The sequence below is a fragment of the Rahnella ecdela genome, assembly GCF_019049625.1.
In the GTDB taxonomy this organism is placed as follows: Bacteria; Pseudomonadota; Gammaproteobacteria; order Enterobacterales; family Enterobacteriaceae; genus Rahnella; species Rahnella ecdela.
In genome coordinates this window covers 334,919-352,783 of sequence record NZ_JAFMOY010000132.1, presented here as the reverse complement: position 1 = coordinate 352,783, position 17,865 = coordinate 334,919, and the positions used below count along the sequence as shown (strand labels likewise).

Here is a 17,865-nt window from a genome sequence, read left to right as displayed (position 1 = left end):
TTAATTGCAAATTTTTAACATATCGGGGGATTAAATCAAGCGATTAAAAAGGATAAGAGATAACAGAAAGATCTAAGGTCAAGGTTAAGACCGTGGGCGTCGGCCCACACCGACCAGAGACCCGGTAACGCGCGGGCCTCTGGACTCCGCGCTTTTTTCACTGCGCGCTATCGCGGGTATGACGGACATGTTATGACGCAATCGTGCATGGCGCAAAATGTCATCGCTGCGCGATTCCCGAATTTCAGGTGTCGAGCCATAGGTCTCGAACCGTTCATTCGGTGCCATTTTTGAGCACGCCAATCCACTTTTCTAAAAGATAAACATCAGTTTGATGTTGAATTTAAGATCGTGCGGGCGATTCAGAAATCTTGCTGAACGGAGCGGCTTCGAGACCTATGGCTCGAAGACCGAGAGAAGGAACCGCGCAGCGGCAAGATTTCCAGCCTGTCGCTGCGATACCTGAAACATAGCCAGCGAGCGGAGCGCGCAGTGAAAGAGCTGGAGATTCCTAAGAGGCGCGGCGATAGGCGCCTCTTAGGGCCAGTTTGGGTGGCAACCCAAGGTCTTGTCGGTGTGGGCCGACGCCCACGACCTTGACCTTATTCCTCGCTGAATTTAAGCGCGACCCCTAGCCCGTCCGCTGCCCGGACAGACACGAGATCAACGTCATCCCTGAATGTAATTTCCCCGACCCGCAAGCTATTACGCACTGCTTCCAGCGACCGGGTGGCAAATTCCAGTCCGATCATGCGGGCGCTGCCGTTTTCGCCTTCAGGCACAGTGCCGAATTCTGCGGTTGCCTGTTCCGGCGTCACGAACCGCACTGTGGCGCGGCCTGCGCGCAATGTCACTTCCTGAGGTTGTATCGCCAGGGCGCTGGCACCGAATAACTCGCCATATACTTTTGCCGCATCCTGCGGACTGGCCGCAGAAATCACAAAGCGGGTGATATCAGCGACGCCGTTCGGGTGGTTTTGCCATTCGTTGCGCCACACCAGTTCCGGTGTCAGGTGGTGACAGAAGAAACTGCGGCCATTCGGTACGCGGCTGGCGGCCAGCGGTACGGTGCAAAATCGCGCGTTCGGCGAGGTGCCGTCGTTGAGTGCTACCGGACGGAAAAATTCTGCCGGTGCAGAACCTGCAATATTTTGCTGTTGCAGATGCTCGTAAACCGCGGACGAATTCTGCGTTTTCCACACCAGTCCGGTCAGGCCGAGCGGTGCATGCCACAGGTCTTTGCGGGTGTGGGCGTTGCCCGGCTCATAGCCGAGCAGTTCCAGATAGTTTTCACCAAAAATGGCCAGATGATTACTCGACCCCAGCGAATGATGGCCACGCGGCGTGAGATAAAAACCCAGACGGCGGAATTGCTGCTCGGCCTGATTCAGCTGTTCGGCGACGTTAATCACTACATGATCAAGCTGCGGGATAAGTTTTTGCGGACTCTGTACATCAGCCATTAAACGGTTCTCCCAGCGTTAACATCAGACGGTTGGCCCAGGCGAAGAAGGCTGCGGATTGCGCCAGATCGACAATCTCCAGCTCAGTTAAACCCTGTTCGCGCAATGCCGCAATGTGCTGCTCCGTGGCAACCGGCGGCGTTGCAGAAAGTGCGGCAGCAAAATCAATTTGAGCCTGCCAGCGCGGGGATTGTTCTTTGCTGAGAATACCGCCCGGCGGAGTGTCGATCAGCCGCTGAACGTCTTCCGTTTGTTTGGAAAGCTGGCTGGCTTTGCGCGAATGCACTGACGCGCAGTAAATACAGCCGTTGATTTTGCTGGCAACGGTCGCCGCCAGTTCACGCTCTTTGCGCGGCAGGCCGCCGGAGGTGTAGAAAATCCCTTTATCGGTCAGCGTGCGTTGTTCGAGTACCGGCAGATTACGGCCTAACAGGCGGAAATAATCGGAATCGGTATGGCCGAATTTCGCCAGAATCGCCTGCTGTGCTTCATCAAATTCTTCCAGTTTTTTCGCCGGGATCCACGGCTCCCAGCCGAGTTCTTCCTGAGTGAACGCCTGCGGCGCATCGCGGCCACTGTGGGTATTGGGCTCTGTACGCCAGAACGCCGCACCGACCGGTTTATTGCTGCCATTCTCCACCGGTTTGCCGCCAATCAGCCGGTAGCTGCGCAGCACGCGGCTCTGGAAACTGACGAAAGCAATCAGCTGCGACAACGTGACAATCGCATCCACCGACCAGCCGGCTTTTTTCAGTGCCTGTAAATGTGCAGGCGTGGCGCTGGCGGGTTTGAAACTCAGACGCTCACCGTGCGTCAGCGCAGCGTCGAGGCGGGCGGTTTCATCAATATCCGGTAAATCCTGCAAACGTTCGGAATAGTGATTGGTCAGCTGTGAATCGCCGTGCCAGCGCGCGACGTTTTGTGCCAGACGCAGGCGCTCCGCCAGTGAGAAATCCACGCCATCCTGTTCGGTAAACAGCGCGTCATAGCTGCCCTGCGCGTGACGGGTGGCAGCGTCGCGGGTTTCACGTGCCTGTTTCAGTGCCGAATCGGGGGCGATGTCAGCCAGTTTTTCCAGCAGGTCGGTCGAATAAGTGGTCATAGGGCTTCCCTTGAAAATGAGGAATCAGCGGATGAGGAAGAAACATGGCGTTGCGGCGTGCGGCGAACCCAGCCGAGCGCGGGCGCAACGTGACGGGCAATCAGTTCGATGGAACGTAAAATGTACGGATGCGGCGGATCGATAGAATGCACCTGAAACGCCAGATCAGTGACGCGGGCCAGCGCAGTATCGGCCTGTAATGACGCAGTCACCTGCGCTGGCGTGCCGAGATGCACGTCGAAGGCGCGGATGTAATCGTCCAGCGTATCGCCTTTGACAATCTGCCCGCTGGCGCGGTGATTTTCGGCCTGACGGCGTAAGCCTTTTTGCGCCAGTTCACGCGCTTCATCGCCGTTTTCAGTTACGAATGCGGTTCGTGACCCCATGATGCGTGGCGTAACGCCTTGCGGCAGGGCATCCAGATAGGCATCAATAATCGGGTTTTGCAGTTCATCGAGACGCAAATCTGGCGCATCCGCCGGACGTGGCTGAGTGCGCGAAAGCATCAGGCCGTCGCCGGATTTACCCGCACGCGCGCCGCCGTCCACCGAGAAAGTCGCCTGCCAGACGCGGTTCGCCAGCTGGGGTGCCGCCGGATATAACCGGTTATCGGTGCCCGCCAGCGGTTCGCCGCGCCAGGCGGTGAGCAGGGTTTGCAGATTATTGCCAAAGGCTTTGCCGCGATCCTGACTTTCCAGCCCGAACGGCGGAAATGACGTGGGCGTACCGCCTGACCCTAAGCCGATTTCAAGCCGTCCGCCGGAAAGTAAATCCAGCACGGCGGTGTCTTCGGCGACGCGCACCGCATTCTCCATCGGCAGGGTGATCACGCCGGTGCCCAGACGGATAAAGCGGGTATGCGCCGCCACCTGTGCGAGGAAAACCAGTGGCGCAGGCAGGCCACCCTCGGCTTCGTGGAAATGGTGCTGCGCGACCCACGCAGAATCAAAGCCTAACTGTTCGGCGTGAATGATTTGCTCGGTCGCCAGCCGGTAACGTTCCTGCGCGCTGGTGTTGTCCAGCAGGCGGGTGAAGAATCCAAGACGTTTACTGCTCATAATGTCCCTCTTTTCTTTTTTCATGTGCTGAGTCAGGCGGCGCGGTGGCGGCCTGGGATCGCATCGATAAGCTGACGGGTGTAATCGCTGGAAGGCAGAGCAAAAACGTCTTCCACGTTGCCGGAATCCACCTGCTGTCCGCGGTTTAACACTGAGACGCTGTGTGAGATTTGCCGGACGGTCGCCAGATCATGCGAGATAAACAAATAGGTGAGGCCGAGTGAATCCTGTAACTGCGAAAGCAGCGTCAGGATTTGCGCCTGCACGGTGACGTCGAGCGCCGACGTGGCTTCATCGAGGATCAGGACTTTCGGCTCTAAAATCAGCGCGCGTGCAATCGCCACACGCTGGCGCTGACCACCGGACAGTTCGCGCGGTTTGCGGCTGAGCAGTTCTTCCGGCAGCGCCACACGGCGGGCGATATCCAGCACCCGTTCACGGCGTACAGCCGCCGGGATTTTTTTCGAAATTCAGCAGCGGTTCTTCAATGACTTTGAACAGCGTTTGCGACGGATCCAGCGAGGCGAACGGGTTCTGATACACCAGTTGGATTTTTTTGCGCAGCTGACGCAGCGGTTCCCCTTTCAGGCGTGTGATGTCTTCGCCGTCGATCAGCACACGTCCGCTGTCCGGTTTCTGAAAACCAAGCAGTATGCGTGCCAGCGTGGTTTTACCCGAGCCGGATTCGCCCACCAGCGAATGCGTGGTCCCGCGAGAAATGCTGAAAGAGACGTGATCGACAGCGCGGAACGCCGCCTGATTTTTGCCGCCCAGCGTGAAATCATGGGTAATGTTCTCCACTACCAGCACCGGATCTTCAGCCGCACGGATCTGTGCGCGGTGACGGCCAGAAAGGGCAGGTACGTCGGCGAACAGCTGGCGGGTGTAATCACTTTTCGGTGCGCTCAGTACCTCGGCGGTGATGCCCTGTTCCTGCACTTTGCCGTGACGGAACACCAGCAGCCGGTCGGCGCGTTCAGCGGCAATCGCCAGGTCATGCGTCACCAGCAGAACGGCGGTGCCGAACTCGCGACGCAGATCGTCGATCAAATCCAGAATGCGTTTCTGCACCGTGACGTCCAGCGCGCTGGTCGGTTCGTCGGCGATGATCAGCGCCGGTTGCAGCGCAATCGCAATGGCGATCAAGACGCGCTGTTTCATGCCGCCGGAAAGTTCGTGCGGATACTGTTTCGCCCGCTGTTCCGGATGCGAAAGCCCGACGCGGGAAAGCAGTTCCACCACGCGGGCATCGCGCTGCGCACGCGGCAGACGCTGATGGATATCCAGAATTTCTGCCACCTGTGAGCCAATGGTTTTGACCGGATCCAGCGAGCTGGTCGGATCCTGCGGTATCAGGCTGATGCGCGCACCGCGCAAGGCATCGAGACGGCGCTGCGACCACTGGCTGATGTCGGTGCCATTAAGGCGAATTTCGCCCTGTTCGATATGGCCGTTTTCTGCCAGTAAACCAATAATCGCCTGCGCGGTGGTGGTTTTCCCCGAGCCGGATTCACCGACCAGCGCCAGCACTTCACCGGCGTTAATCGAGAACGATACGTTGTGTACCACCGGTTTGCCGTCGTAGGCGATCGACACGTTTTCCAGTTCGAGCACCGGCGGGGCGTCATGCGTAAAAGTGGCCTGTGCGTTCATCGCGTTCTCCTGCGTAATGACTGGCTGATGCGGTTGGCGGAAAGCACCACTAACACCACGACCACGCCGGGGAAGGTGGTCAGCCACCAGGCGGTCGAGATGTAATTACGGCCTTCGGCAATCAGCAATCCCCATTCCGGCGTTGGTGGCGGTGTGCCGTATCCGAGAAAACTCAGGGTGGAAATCGCCAGAATGGCGCTGCCGAACTGCAATGCAGAAAAGGCGATCACCGACGTCAGAGAGTTGGGCAAAATGTGCCGCCACAAAATGGAGAAGAAGGAACCGCCGCTGCCGTATGCGGCTTCGACGTAATCGCTGTGACGCACCAGTACCACTTCGGCGCGCGCCAGACGGGCGAAGTTGGCAACCGACGTGACACCGACGGCAATCGCTGCGTGAACCGTGCCGAAGCCAAGCAAAATAATCACGCTCAGCGACAGCAACAGGCCGGGAATGGACAGCAGCACGTCATTGATGCGCATGACGATGGCATCCACCAGACCGCCGGTCGCGCCCGCAGCCAGCCCGAGTGCGGTGCCGAACACCAGACCGAGCGCCACGGCGACCAGCGCGCCGGAAAGTGAATGCGACGCACCGTAGACAATACGGGCGTACACATCGCGGCCAAGCTGATCAGTGCCCAGCCAGTGTCCGGCCTGCGGGGCCAGACGCTGCGCACCGGCAATCCCTTCGGTGCCGCTGTAATCCGTAAATAAACCTGGGGCGATCGCCCACAGAATGACGGTTGCCATCACCAGCCACGCGAGGATTAATCCCGGTTGCAGGCGGGCGGGTTTCCAGCGACGACGCTGTGTGAGCGGTAATGAAAGCGTGCTTTTACCAAGCGGTAAACTGCTCATGCGGTGGCTCCCCGTGAGTTTTTAGACGCTGACGCTTTAAGACGCGGATCGAGCAGCGGATACAGCAAGTCGACCAGTAAATTAATGCCGACAAAGGCCGCGGCGGAAATCACCACAATCGCCTGAAGCACCGCGACATCCTGATTATTTACCGCCTGCTGCGTCAGTTGTCCGAGGCCGTTAAGGCCGAACACCGTTTCGGTGATAAGCGCGCCGGCAATCAGTTCACCAAACAGCAAACCGGCTATGGTCAGCGCCGGAAGCAGGGCGTTACGCGCCACATGACGCCATAATACGCCGCTGCGGCTGGCGCCTTTGGCGCGTGCGACGGCGACGAATAGCTGGGTTTGCACCTGATCAATGCTGCGGATGAGGATCTGCGCCAGCGGCGCGGAGATCGGCACCGCCAGCGTGATGATCGGCAAAATCAGCCCGACCCATTCACCCGGATTAATCACCGGGATCCAGCGCAGATGGAACGAGAAAAACTGAATCAGCGCGATTCCCAGCCAGAATGTCGGAATGGAAATAAACAGCGACGGCACGGCCTGTAAGGCGTTTTTCAGCCAGCCGAAATGCAGCAGGCTGGAGAGAAACGCCAGCGCAAAGGCCACCACGGCGGCCAGTGCAAAACCGAACAGCGCCAGACGTAGCGTCGGCGGGAAGTTGCTGCTGAGTAATTCAGTCACCGGCACGCCAGCCTGAATCGAATAGCCCAGATCCCCGTGCAGGAAATTGCCCAGCGTATGCAGATATTGCTGCCAGACCGGCACATCCGCTCCGTATGCGGCACGCATATCGGCGATTTGCGCCGGGCTTAGTCCCATGTCCGGGTTCTGGAATTTTATCAGGATTGCGTCGCCGGGCAGCACCTGCAACAGGATGAAGGAGACGGTAAACGCCGCCCACAACACCAGCAAAGCCTGCCCGAACCTGCCGCTAACGTATCGGCTCATGATTTACTCCCCGTCTGTTAATGCTTTTCCAGCCACGCGCCGTAGAAACTCGGACGCCCGACCGCTTCAAAGCTCACGCCTTTGAAATACGGCGCACCGGCAAATACCTGCGGCTCTTCGAAAATAGGAATGACATATGCCTGATCGAGCAGATAGTTCTGCACGTCGCCGGTCAGTGCCAGACGTTTTTTCGGGTCCACTTCGGCAGAAATGGCGGTCAGCAGATCGTTAAGTTTGTCGTCGCGGAAGCTTTTCACCTTGCTGCTCAGGCCGCCTTTTTGCAGCAGCGCATCACGGTTGGTCGGGTAGAAGGAGCTTTTGATGACGTCCGGATCGGCGCGACCCACTTCCACCACGTTGGCCGGTGTTTTCTCCGGATCGAGGTTATCCGCCACACGGCTGCCCGCATCGCCCGCCAGAATATTCAGCTTCGCGCCGACCTGACTCCATTGCTGGGAAACCAGCTGCAACACCTCTTTGTTCTGCGGCTGTGGCAGGGATTCATAGATGGTCAGCGACAGCGTTTTGCCATCTTTCTGGCGAATACCGTTCGGGCCCGGTTTCCAGCCCGCTTCATCCAGAAGCTTTTTAGAAAGCGTCGGGTCGTAAGTCAGTTTGTTGCTCAGATCGACGTATCCGGCGGCAGTTTTGGCAATCACCGAGGTGGCCTGCGGATAGTTCGGCGAGAACAGCGTATCGACCACCTGTTTGCTGTTGGTGGCATGCAGCAGCGCCTGACGCACTTTCAGGTCTGACACCAGCGCGTTGTCCGGGCGGAACGAAATGCTGTCGTTGACGCCTTTGGTCGGCGCGGCATAAATCGGGAAGTTCTGGTCTTTGGCCTGTTTCTCGTCATAGGCCTGAACCTGACGGATGAAGTCAGCCTGACCCGCCAGCAGCGCACCGATACGCACGCTGTCTTCGCCGGTGACGATCACTTTAATGCCGTCGAGATTGGCGCGACCCTGCTGTTTGAGGTTTTTCGGCCCCCAGTTGTAATCCTTGCGCGCGGTCAGGTCGACTTCGCGGCCCAGCGTTTCCTTGCTGACCACGAACGGACCGGAACCGATGATGTGCGTCGCGTCGCCCAGCGCATCAAAATTGCGCGCCAGCGTACTCAGCGACACCAGTCCGGAACCAATCGTCGCGGTGCCTTGCAGGAAGCCCGGCGAGGATTTTTTGAAATAGAACTTCACGGTCAGCGGGTCAACCACTTCGCTGTGGTCGTAATTATTGATGACTTCGGAAACCGGCAGATGGTGCTCTTTATTGCCCAGACCGTAAGTATCGAAGTTTTTGGCGACTGCATTGGCATCCAGCGGTGTGCCATCGGAGAAGGTCACGCCCGGACGCAGTTTGAATGTGTATTCGGTTTTGTCGGCGTTAAATGACCAGGATTCGGCAATCCACGGTTCCACTTCCAGCGTCTTTGGATTCTGGTAGGTCAGTTTGTCAGTGATCTGATTGAGTATGCCGCCGTTCGGGTAGAAGCCACCTGCGGGCGGATACAAATTCGTATGCGCCTGCTGTTCGAGATAAATCAGGGTGCCGCCCTGAACCGGTGTGCCGTCAGCGGCGATAGCGGAAAACGTGCTGGTGAGAAGTGCCCCTAAAGCCAGTGCGCGGGTAACCGCGTTAATCCGGCGAATGTTCTTCATCGTTAAACCCTTTTTCTTATTGGTCATGGTGGCAGGTGATGACTCTGGCGTTCTTAGAACCAAAGTGCTGAGCCCATAACAAACCAATTTAAGGGGGAGGTGAACGAAGGAATTTTGCAATCGTTAGCTGGAAACGGCATTAGGGAAGATGTGCGGGAGGCAGAAAGAAAAAAACCAGCGGCTAATCCGGACGGGTGGACCGGATAACCGCTGGCGATCATCAAAAATGATGAGCTAAGGAGAAACTGAGGTCGTCAGTGATCTTTTAATGCAGCTTCTGTGCCAGTTTTTATTTCAGGCTGCGTTTTCGCCTGTTTGCTGCGGCTCAGGAAGGCATTCAGTAAAATAGCGCCAAATGTCGCCGTACCGATGCCGCCCATGCTGAAGCCGCCCAGACTGAGGGTAAAGTTGCCTGCGCCCAGTACCAGCGTGACCGCCACCATAATCAGATTGCCGTTAAGTCCCAGATCCACCTGATTTTGTACCCAGATACGGGCACCGGCCACGGCGATTAAACCGAATACCACAATCGACGCGCCACCGAGCACCGGTCCCGGAATGGTGTGGATCAGTGCACCAAATTTGGGCGAGAAGCCCAACACAATGGCAACAATTGCCGCAGCGACAAAAATCAGTGTGGAGTAAATTTTCGTTACCGCCATTACGCCGATGTTTTCGGCATACGTCGTTACGCCGGTGCCGCCCGCCGAGGCAGAAAGCAAGGTCGCCAGACCGTCGCCGACAAATGCACGCCCCATGTACGGGTCGAGATTTTTACCGGTCATACCCGCGACCGCTTTAATGTGGCCGAGGTTTTCTGCCACCAGGATCACTGCCACCGGTGCAATCATCAGCATGGCGTGAGAGCTGAATACCGGTGTGGTTATGGCCGGCAGGCCAAACCAGGGTGCCTGCGCCACAGCGGAGAAATCCACCGGCGCACCCAGCCCGAGGCCGTTAGTGATCACCATATATATCAGATACGCCGCTACCAGCCCGAGCAACAGCAACAGGCGCTGCACCAGACCGCGGGTGAAAACCGCCACCGAGCCGATACACAGCACGGTCATCACTGCCATCCAGCTGTCAAACGAAGACGCTGACACGCTGTTAATCGCAATCGGTGCGAGGTTCAGACCAATCGCCATCACCACTGCGCCGGTCACCACCGGCGGCATCAGGCGTTCAATCCAGCGCGTACCGACCGCCATCACCACAAAACCGATCAGCGTATAAATCACTCCACAGGCAATAATGCCGCCCAGCGCCACGCCGATGTTCGGGTTCGCGCCGTGGCCGCTGTAGCCGGTCACCGCGATCACCAGCCCGACAAACGCGGCACTGGAACCGAGATAACTCGGCACACGCCCGCCGACCACCAGGAAGAACAGCAGGGTGCCGATGCCCGACATCAAAATCGCCATGTTGGCGTCAAAGCCCATCAGCAAGGGCATTAAAACGGTGGCACCAAACATCGCCACCGTATGTTGCAGCCCCATGATCACCGTCGATCCTAACGGCAGCCGTTCATCCGGCGCGATCACCGCGCCATCCAGATTGCCTTCTCTTTTACGCCATTGTGGAAACCAGGAGGTATTTGCCATGCTGTAAGTCCCTAATCAGGTTGAATTAACAGGCTGTCTGACGCATCAGCGGGTGATAGCGCCGGTCGAAATACACCAGTCCGTGGCGATCGTCGTTGCGCCGTAACGCAACGGCTTCACAAATCAAAATGTCGTGGGTGCCGACGCTGGTGATTTGCGTGACTTTGCAGTCAAACGACACCAGTGCGTCGGTGAGGATTGGCGAACCCGTGGCGAGACGCGCCCATTCAGCGGCTTCAAAGCGTTGTTTCATCGGCGTTTTTCCGCCGAATAAATTGGACAGCGACTCATGACAATCAGTCAGCGTATTCACGCACAGCACCTGATTTTGCGTAAAGGCCGCATGGACCGATGCCGAGCGGTTCAGGCACACCAGCAGCGTCGGCGGGGTATCGGTGACGCTGCACACCGCCGAAGCGGTAAAACCCGCGCGTCCGCCGGGGCCGTCAGTAGTGATGATGTTGACGGCGGAACCGAGGCGCGCCATCGCATCGCGGTACTCTTGTTTTTCAACGGCAGCTTGTTTTTCAACGGCGACTTGTTTTTCAACGGCGACTTGTTTCTCAGCGGTGGCGGGCAATGTGGCATTCAGGGCGGATTGCATAGTCAGGTCCTCAGGGGCTTAGTCAGTACTGATTACGGCTTAACGGGCGCTTGCGATGAATGCCGCAGCAACCAGTCCAGTAAAATCGGGTTAAAGGTTTCCGGGTCAGTCACGCTCATCGCATGACCGCCGTACAGCATTTGTGTGTGCTCGCCATTAGGCAGGCGGGACGCGAGATCCACCGAACGCGACCACGGCACCAGCAAATCGTCTTTGCAGCTGAAAGCCAGCGTCGGGGCGATCACCTGTCCGAGGCTTCCGGTCAGATCGGAATTCATCAGCGCCTGCAAACGGTGCAGCAGGTTTTCCATCCCCTGAAAATGCGCCACCTGATGCTGGCGCTCTTCCTGCATTAATGCGTCGTTTGCAGAAAGCCAGTCAGCCGGATAGAGAAACAGCGGTTGTGCCTGCACGTAGGCATCAACGCCGCTGTTGAGCAGCAGATTCTGCCGTACCTCAAAGCAGCGGCGCGTCTGGCTGTCGAGCTTCGTCCAGCCGTTTATCACCACCAGACTTTGCAACAGCGCCGGATAACGCAGTGCAAGATGCAGGCCGATAATGCCGCCGAGCGCGTGACCGGCCAGATGACAGCGGCTGATGTCCAGCTCGTTGAGCATACCCGCCAGTTCATCGGCCATGTCTTCCATGCGATAACCGGCGGGCACTGTGCCCTGACTGACGCCGGTGCCGTGCTGGTCGTATACTACGACGCGAAAATGCTCTGCGAGCATCGCCAGCTGCGGCTGCCAGAAACTGCCGGAACCGCCAAGCCCGGAGGAGAGCACAACGGTTTCTGCGTCAGCATTTTTTTTACCCAATACCTTGTAATACATGCTGTTTCCTCAGGGTGTCCGGACAGAGTGAGAAGCCTCTACTTGCCGATGTGGGCGATGGAAGCGATTTCGATCAGCGCATCGGGTTTCACCAGCCCGCACTGAATGCAGAACCGCGCCGGTTTTTCACCGGGGAAAAATTCAGCGTAAACCTGATTCACCGCGCCGTAGTTCGCCCAGTCGGTGATGAAAATCGAGTTCATGGTGACGTCATCCATCGTGCCGCCTGCGGTTTCCACAACGCTTTTGATGATCTCCAGTACATGACGGGTTTGTGCGGCGGCGTCGCCGATATGCACGACGTTATTGTCTTTATCAAACGGCAGGGTGCCGGACACGTACACCACGCCATCGGCGAGAGTACCCGGAACAAATGGCGCCAGCGGAACGCCGCTGCCAGCCGGAATAATGGCGCTTTTAGGCATCGTTAATCATCCTTTTCAGAAAGCGGTCAGGCCGCGTTTTGTTCAGTTTTGTAACCTACGGCGTCGCAGAAATTGCGCACGCTGGAGACCCAGCCAAAGAAGGTTTCGATGTTATAAATCGCGGCTTTTTGCGCGAATTCCGGCCCTGCCTGATGGGTGGCGTCTTCCAGCACCACGCCGAAATATTCCAGAAAGAATCCGTCTCGCAGGGTAGATTCCACGCACACGTTGGTGGCGATGCCGGTGAACACCAGATGATGAATGCCGTAGCTGCGCAGCAGGCTGTCGAGCTGGGTATTAAAGAAGCCGCTGTAGCGCGGTTTGGGCAGCACAATGTCGCCCGGTTGTGGTTGCAGTTCATCCACCAGGTCGTAATCCCAGTCGCCTTTTGCCAGCAGTTTGCCCATCAGTTCCGGGCGCTTACGCATGGTTTTCAGTGCATTGGATTTGTGGAAGTTAGGAGAACCGGCACCACCGGCTTCGACGTACTGATTGTCCCAGCCGTTTTGGAAGAAAATCACTTTGATCCCGGCGGCGCGGGCGGCGGCAATCGCCACTTTAATATTGGCAATCACCGGCGCGGTGGCGGAAACGTCAAACCCTGCCAGATCCAGATAACCGCCCTGTGAGGCGTAGGCGTTTTGCATATCCACCACAATCAGCGCCGTTTGCTGCGGCGTAAAGGCGATGGCTTCAGGACGTGCTGTGAGGATCGTTTCCTCGCCGGTATTTTGGGGCTCGCGGCGGACCACAGTTTGATTCTCAACAATGTTCATCATGCGACCTCTTTTTGCTCAGTGCCAATGTGCTGGCGGGTTTTCATTAATGGCTGGATGTAACGTCCAAAGTTTTCGATACCCTGTACGAAATCGTCAAAGGTCAGCAATACGCCGCCTGCGCCGGGTACGGTGTCGATTTCATCGAGCATTCTGGCGACGCTGGCGTAAGAGCCGACCAGTGTGCCCATGTTGATATTGACCGCCGAAGTCGGGTCGGCCATCTGGCGGACATTCGTATCGCTGCCGGATTTGGTATCTTTACTGCTCTGGTCGGTGAGCCACGCCAGCGCATCGGCATCGGCGCCGGATTTATACAAATCCCATTTGGCACGGGCGGCGGAGTCGGTTTCGTCGGCAATCACCATGAACAGTACGTAGGAGGAGACGTCGCGGTTCTCCGCTTCTGCCGCCGTTTTCATGCGGGCTGCGGTCGGCGCAAAGGCCGTTGGCGTGTTAACGCCTTTACCGAAACAGAAGTTAAAGTCGGCGTGTTTTGCCGAGAAGGCCATACCCGCATCGCTTTGTCCGGCGCAGATCACTTTCATTTCGCTCTGCGGACGCGGGCTGACGCGGCAGTCATCCATTTTGAAGAATTCGCCGTCGAGCGTGCAGTGACCGGTGCCCCACAGATCGCGCAGCACGCTGACGTATTCGGTCAGGTAATCGTAGCGGCGGGTGAAATAGTCATCGCCCGGCCACATACCCATTTGCTCGTATTCCGGTTTCTGCCAGCCGGTGACAACGTTGACGCCAAAACGGCCGTTGGAAATAGAGTCGATAGTGGCGGCCATGCGCGCAACGATTGCCGGAGGCATGACCAGCGTGGCGGCGGTAGCGTAGAGCTGAATGCGTGAGGTCACAGCGGCAAGACCGGCCATCAGCGTAAACGACTCCATGTTGTGTTCCCAGAATTCGGTTTTGCCACCGAAGCCGCGCAGCTTGATCATCGAAAGTGCGAAATCGAAATGGTAGTGCTCCGCTTTCTGCACAATGGTTTTGTTCAGTTCGAAGGTCGGCTTGTACTGCGGCGCAGTTTCAGAAATTAACCAGCCGTTGTTGCCGATAGGAATAAAGACACCGATTTTCATAGCTCACCTCATGATGCAACGCGAATGAAGGAATTCAGATTCGGTATTGCAAGGCGGGTGCCAGTTTTTAAATCACTATGATTATCAGCAGATTAAAAATAACGACGGATTACTGATGGAGCAAATGGTCTGTTTCAGACCATCTGGTCAAAAATAACTGCACATTTATCAGGCAGGATTGAACGGAAATGGTGCAAATTTGTTAAATTAATAACCCTTTATAGTTATGTGGTGTTGTCCTGAGTGTTACTTTCATCATCCATATGCATAGCGATAGTCGCCTGTAGCGCCATTTGTTATGATTTCCGCCTTGCTGTTTGTCTCAGGGAGACGTTGTGAAGCCATTGGTTGAACCTCCGCAGTCCGACGCCGGAGAGAAAAAATCCCGCCAGACGGCGGCGAAGACACCGACGCGACGCTCGCGGGCAGTCGCTGCCAAACGCGGCAATATCATGGCGGCGGCGCTGGAATTCTTTTCGTTGTACGGCATTCATGGAACCAGTCTGGATCAGGTGGCTGAGCGCGCTGACGTGTCCAAAACTAATCTGCTGTACTACTTCCCCTCGAAAGAAGATTTGTATATCGCGGTGCTGAAAGGGCTGCTGGATATCTGGCTGGCGCCGCTGAAAGCGTTGCAGTCAGATCAGCATCCGCTCGAAGCTATCAGGGAATATATCCGCCTTAAGCTGTGCGTTTCGCGCGATCACCCGCAGGCGTCACGGCTGTTTTGTCTGGAGATGGTGCAGGGCGCGCCGCTGCTGAAACAGGAACTGGGTGGCAGCCTGAAAACGCTGGTGGAAGATAAATCGGATGTCATTCGCGGCTGGATTAAAGCCGGGCTGATAGCACCGGTGGATCCGATGCAGCTGATTTTTATGCTGTGGGCAACCACGCAGCATTACGCGGATTTTGGCGTGCAGGTTGAGGCTATCACCGGTAAAACGCTCAGCGATCCTGAGTTTTTTGAACAGACGGTGGAAAACGTGCAGCACATTATCACCGAAGGCATTCAGCTTCGGGCTTAAAGAGGTCAGGATGGATTCGGTTTCTCAATTCGTATTGGGCGCGGCTGTCGGTATCGCGGTGATGGGAAAGCGTGCGCCGGTGTGGAAATCCGCGCTGGCCGGTGCGGTCTGCGGCACGTTGCCCAATCTGGATGTGTTTTACGATCACGGCGATGCCATCAGCAACATGACGATGCACCGCACTGAAAGCCATGCGCTGTTTTATCTGACGCTGATTTCGCCGTTGCTGGCGTGGCTGATGGCAAAATTGCTCAGCGGGGGACAGCATTTCAAACACTGGTGGGGCGCGGTCTGGCTGGCACTGATCACCCATCCGTTGCTGGATTTAATGACCGTTTACGGTACGCAGCTCGGTCTGCCGTTCACAAACTATCCTTTTGCCGTGGGCAGTGTTTTCATCATTGATCCGCTCTATACCTTGCCGCTGATTATCGGCGTCGGGCTGGCGCTGTACCGCGAGCAACAGCGCGGGATCATGTGGAATAATGTGCTGCTGGGTGTGAGTTGTTTGTATCTGGCTTGTACCGCTTTCGAGCAATATCAGGTGACGCGGCATGTGGGCGAGGAACTGCAACGTCAGAACATTGAAAGCACGCAGGTGCTGGTCACGCCGACTCCGCTGAATTCGCTGGTGTGGCGCGTGGTGGTGATGAATAAAGACAGTTATGGCGAAGGGTTTACCTCGCTGCTGCATCCTGATTCACCGATCCGCTTCCGCTTTTATCCGCGTGGTGAAGCCCTTTATGAAGCGCACAAAGATAATGCATTTCTGTCGCGCGTCGCCTGGTTCAGCCACGGGTTCTTTAGCGTAAAAGAGCAGGGCGGACATATTCTGGTCAGCGATTTACGCATGGGACAGGAACCGGATTACACTTTTGTGTTTGATCTCGGCGAGATGAAAGAAGGCGCGCCACCTGAACTGCCGGTGAAAGTGGCCTCTGCCAGACCATCCGCCAGAAAAATGCTGGATCAATTCTGGCAGGCCCTGGAAGTAGAGTAGTCCGCAATAAAGCAAAAGGAGCCATAAGGCTCCTTTTTTGTATCAATGGTCTGTTCAGGCTTTACGGCTTCTCGTCCGCAGCCAGTAACCTATGCCCAGCACCACAAACCATAACGGTGTGACTAACAGTGCCTGACGGGTGTCATCCTGCAAGGTCAGCAAGACCAGAACGAAGGCGAAGAAGGCCATACACACCCAGCACATCAGTTTACCGAGCGGCATTTTGTAGATGGATGCTTCGTGCAGTTGCGGACGTTTACGGCGGTAGACCAGATAAGAGCAGAGGATGATTGTCCAGACGAACATAAAGAGGATCGCAGATACGGTGGTGACCAGCGTGAAGACCGTGACCACGTTTGGGATCAGGTAAATCAGCACCACACCGCCGAGCAGACAGATACAGGAGAAGGTCAGGCCGTTCGACGGTACTGCACGGGAAGAGAGTTTGCCAAACGCTTTCGGCGCATTGCCTTCCTGTGCCAGCCCGAACAACATGCGGCTGGTGGAGAACACGCCGCTGTTGGCGGAAGAAGCCGCAGACGTCAGCACCACAAAGTTGATAATACTTGCCGCCGCCGGAAGACCGGCCAGCACGAACAGTTCAACAAACGGGCTTTTATCCGCAACGACGTGGCTCCACGGCGTCACGGACATAATCATGATCAGCGAGAAAACGTAAAACATGATGATGCGCAGCGGGATGGCGTTGATGGCGCGCGGCAGAGATTTTTGCGGATCTTTGGTTTCAGCCGCGGTGGTGCCCACCAGTTCGATACCGACAAACGCGAACACGGCTATCTGGAAACCGGCAAAGAATCCGCTGACGCCTTTCGGGAAGAATCCGCCGTCATTCCATAAATTACTGAAGGAAGCGACGGTGCCGGTTGGCGTCTGGAAGTGCGTCAGTACCATCACCAGTCCGGCGATAATCAGTCCGACGATGGCGACGATTTTGATCATCGCAAACCAGAATTCCATCTCACCAAACATTTTGACGGTCGCGAGATTCAGGCTGAGCAATACCAGAACGCAGAGCAGGGAGGCGACCCATTGCGAGAGTCCGGGGAACCAGAACTGCGCGTAGGCGGTAATGGCGACGACATCCGCGATGCCGGTGACCACCCAGCAAAACCAGTAAGTCCAGCCGGTGAAATATCCGGCCCACGGACCCAGCAGGTCGGCGGCAAAGTCGCTGAAGGATTTGTATTCAAGGTTGGACAGCAAAAGTTCGCCCATCGCGCGCATGACGAAAAACAGCATGAAGCCGATGATCATGTAGACGAAGATGATGGACGGACCAGCGAGGCTGATGGTTTTGCCCGAACCCATAAACAGGCCGGTACCGATGGCGCCACCGATGGCAATAAGCTGGATATGGCGGTTGGAGAGATTACGCCGCAGACCTTCTGCACTCTCTTCCTCCGGCCGGGCGAGGATTTTTGACTCTTCTTGCATGTTGTATAGATTCCTGTTTTTTGCTTTTTGCGTATGAACTCCGCCATATCGCATTCATTTACGTCAATTATTTGAGCTCTGAGGCTCTTTTATCATCTCAGCTGGAACGACAGCGGGAGTGAGTGGTTGTAATAATAATGTTAATTTCAAAGATGTTATAACCGGCATAAGAAATGCCAGGGATAAAAAATGTATCGTATTTTTTACATAGTGGATAACTGAGTGTTAATTAATCAGGCATGACAGAAGGGTGAGAATAATACCTTTTTTCTATGTGATGGGCTTCACAAATATTTACCGTA

General features: G+C 56.3%; 15 protein-coding genes and 1 pseudogene. 2 read left to right on the top strand and 14 right to left on the bottom strand.

Annotation, left to right across the window (positions count from 1 at the left end):
- Positions 1-602: 602 nt before the first annotated feature.
- From J1784_RS22440 to rutA, 13 genes and pseudogenes are all read right to left on the bottom strand, one after another.
- Entirely contained in the window at positions 603-1,463 is an 861-nt protein-coding gene (locus J1784_RS22440) for a VOC family protein (protein WP_217151025.1), read from the bottom strand.
- Positions 1,456-2,565: an alkylhydroperoxidase domain protein gene (locus tag J1784_RS22435; RefSeq protein ID WP_217151024.1), complete on the bottom strand. Its 1,110-nt coding sequence runs from the start codon at positions 2,563-2,565 to the stop codon at positions 1,456-1,458. The genes J1784_RS22440 and J1784_RS22435 overlap by 8 nt, the downstream gene beginning before the upstream one ends.
- Complete coding sequence (locus J1784_RS22430) at positions 2,562-3,623, bottom strand: putative FMN-dependent luciferase-like monooxygenase (protein ID WP_217151023.1); 1,062 nt, start codon at positions 3,621-3,623, stop codon at positions 2,562-2,564. The genes J1784_RS22435 and J1784_RS22430 overlap by 4 nt, the downstream gene beginning before the upstream one ends.
- Before the next feature lie 32 nt (positions 3,624-3,655).
- Positions 3,656-5,276: pseudogene (locus tag J1784_RS22425) on the bottom strand (dipeptide ABC transporter ATP-binding protein).
- Positions 5,273-6,136: an ABC transporter permease gene (locus J1784_RS22420; protein WP_217151022.1), complete on the bottom strand. Its 864-nt coding sequence runs from the start codon at positions 6,134-6,136 to the stop codon at positions 5,273-5,275. The pseudogene J1784_RS22425 and the gene J1784_RS22420 overlap by 4 nt, the downstream one beginning before the upstream one ends.
- On the bottom strand, positions 6,133-7,092 hold the full coding sequence (locus J1784_RS22415) for an ABC transporter permease (RefSeq protein ID WP_217151021.1): 960 nt from the start codon (positions 7,090-7,092) through the stop codon (positions 6,133-6,135). The genes J1784_RS22420 and J1784_RS22415 overlap by 4 nt, the downstream gene beginning before the upstream one ends.
- Positions 7,093-7,109: 17 nt before the next feature.
- The gene (locus tag J1784_RS22410; RefSeq protein ID WP_217151020.1) at positions 7,110-8,750 is read right to left on the bottom strand and encodes a TIGR04028 family ABC transporter substrate-binding protein; all 1,641 of its coding nucleotides are present in this window, start codon (positions 8,748-8,750) and stop codon (positions 7,110-7,112) included.
- A 254-nt stretch (positions 8,751-9,004) separates the two neighbouring features.
- On the bottom strand, positions 9,005-10,354 hold the full coding sequence (rutG, locus tag J1784_RS22405; RefSeq protein WP_217151019.1) for a pyrimidine utilization transport protein G: 1,350 nt from the start codon (positions 10,352-10,354) through the stop codon (positions 9,005-9,007).
- A 25-nt stretch (positions 10,355-10,379) separates the two neighbouring features.
- On the bottom strand, positions 10,380-10,958 hold the full coding sequence (gene rutF / locus J1784_RS22400) for an NADH-dependent FMN reductase RutF (RefSeq protein WP_217151018.1): 579 nt from the start codon (positions 10,956-10,958) through the stop codon (positions 10,380-10,382).
- Positions 10,959-10,990: 32 nt separating this feature from the next.
- Positions 10,991-11,791 carry a pyrimidine utilization protein D gene (gene rutD, locus J1784_RS22395; RefSeq protein ID WP_217151017.1) on the bottom strand — a complete coding sequence of 267 codons (801 nt, stop codon included), beginning with the start codon at positions 11,789-11,791 and terminating at the stop codon, positions 10,991-10,993.
- Between the two features lie 38 nt (positions 11,792-11,829).
- Positions 11,830-12,216 carry a pyrimidine utilization protein C gene (gene rutC, locus J1784_RS22390; RefSeq protein ID WP_217151016.1) on the bottom strand — a complete coding sequence of 129 codons (387 nt, stop codon included), beginning with the start codon at positions 12,214-12,216 and terminating at the stop codon, positions 11,830-11,832.
- Between the two features lie 26 nt (positions 12,217-12,242).
- A complete protein-coding gene (gene rutB / locus J1784_RS22385; RefSeq protein ID WP_217151015.1) occupies positions 12,243-12,995 on the bottom strand; it encodes a pyrimidine utilization protein B in 753 nt (250 codons plus the stop codon).
- Positions 12,992-14,083 carry a pyrimidine utilization protein A gene (gene rutA, locus J1784_RS22380; protein WP_217151014.1) on the bottom strand — a complete coding sequence of 364 codons (1,092 nt, stop codon included), beginning with the start codon at positions 14,081-14,083 and terminating at the stop codon, positions 12,992-12,994. The genes rutB and rutA overlap by 4 nt, the downstream gene beginning before the upstream one ends.
- A 335-nt stretch (positions 14,084-14,418) precedes the next feature.
- Between rutA and rutR the strand changes: the two genes are divergently transcribed.
- On the top strand, positions 14,419-15,108 hold the full coding sequence (gene rutR / locus J1784_RS22375) for an HTH-type transcriptional regulator RutR (RefSeq protein WP_217151013.1): 690 nt from the start codon (positions 14,419-14,421) through the stop codon (positions 15,106-15,108).
- A gap of 10 nt (positions 15,109-15,118) precedes the next feature.
- Entirely contained in the window at positions 15,119-16,108 is a 990-nt protein-coding gene (locus tag J1784_RS22370) for a metal-dependent hydrolase (RefSeq protein WP_217151012.1), read from the top strand.
- A gap of 54 nt (positions 16,109-16,162) precedes the next feature.
- Here the strand turns inward: J1784_RS22370 and cycA are convergent, their stop codons facing one another.
- Positions 16,163-17,563, bottom strand: coding sequence for a D-serine/D-alanine/glycine transporter (cycA, locus tag J1784_RS22365; protein WP_217151011.1), 1,401 nt, complete (start codon positions 17,561-17,563; stop codon positions 16,163-16,165).
- Positions 17,564-17,865 lie beyond the last annotated feature (302 nt).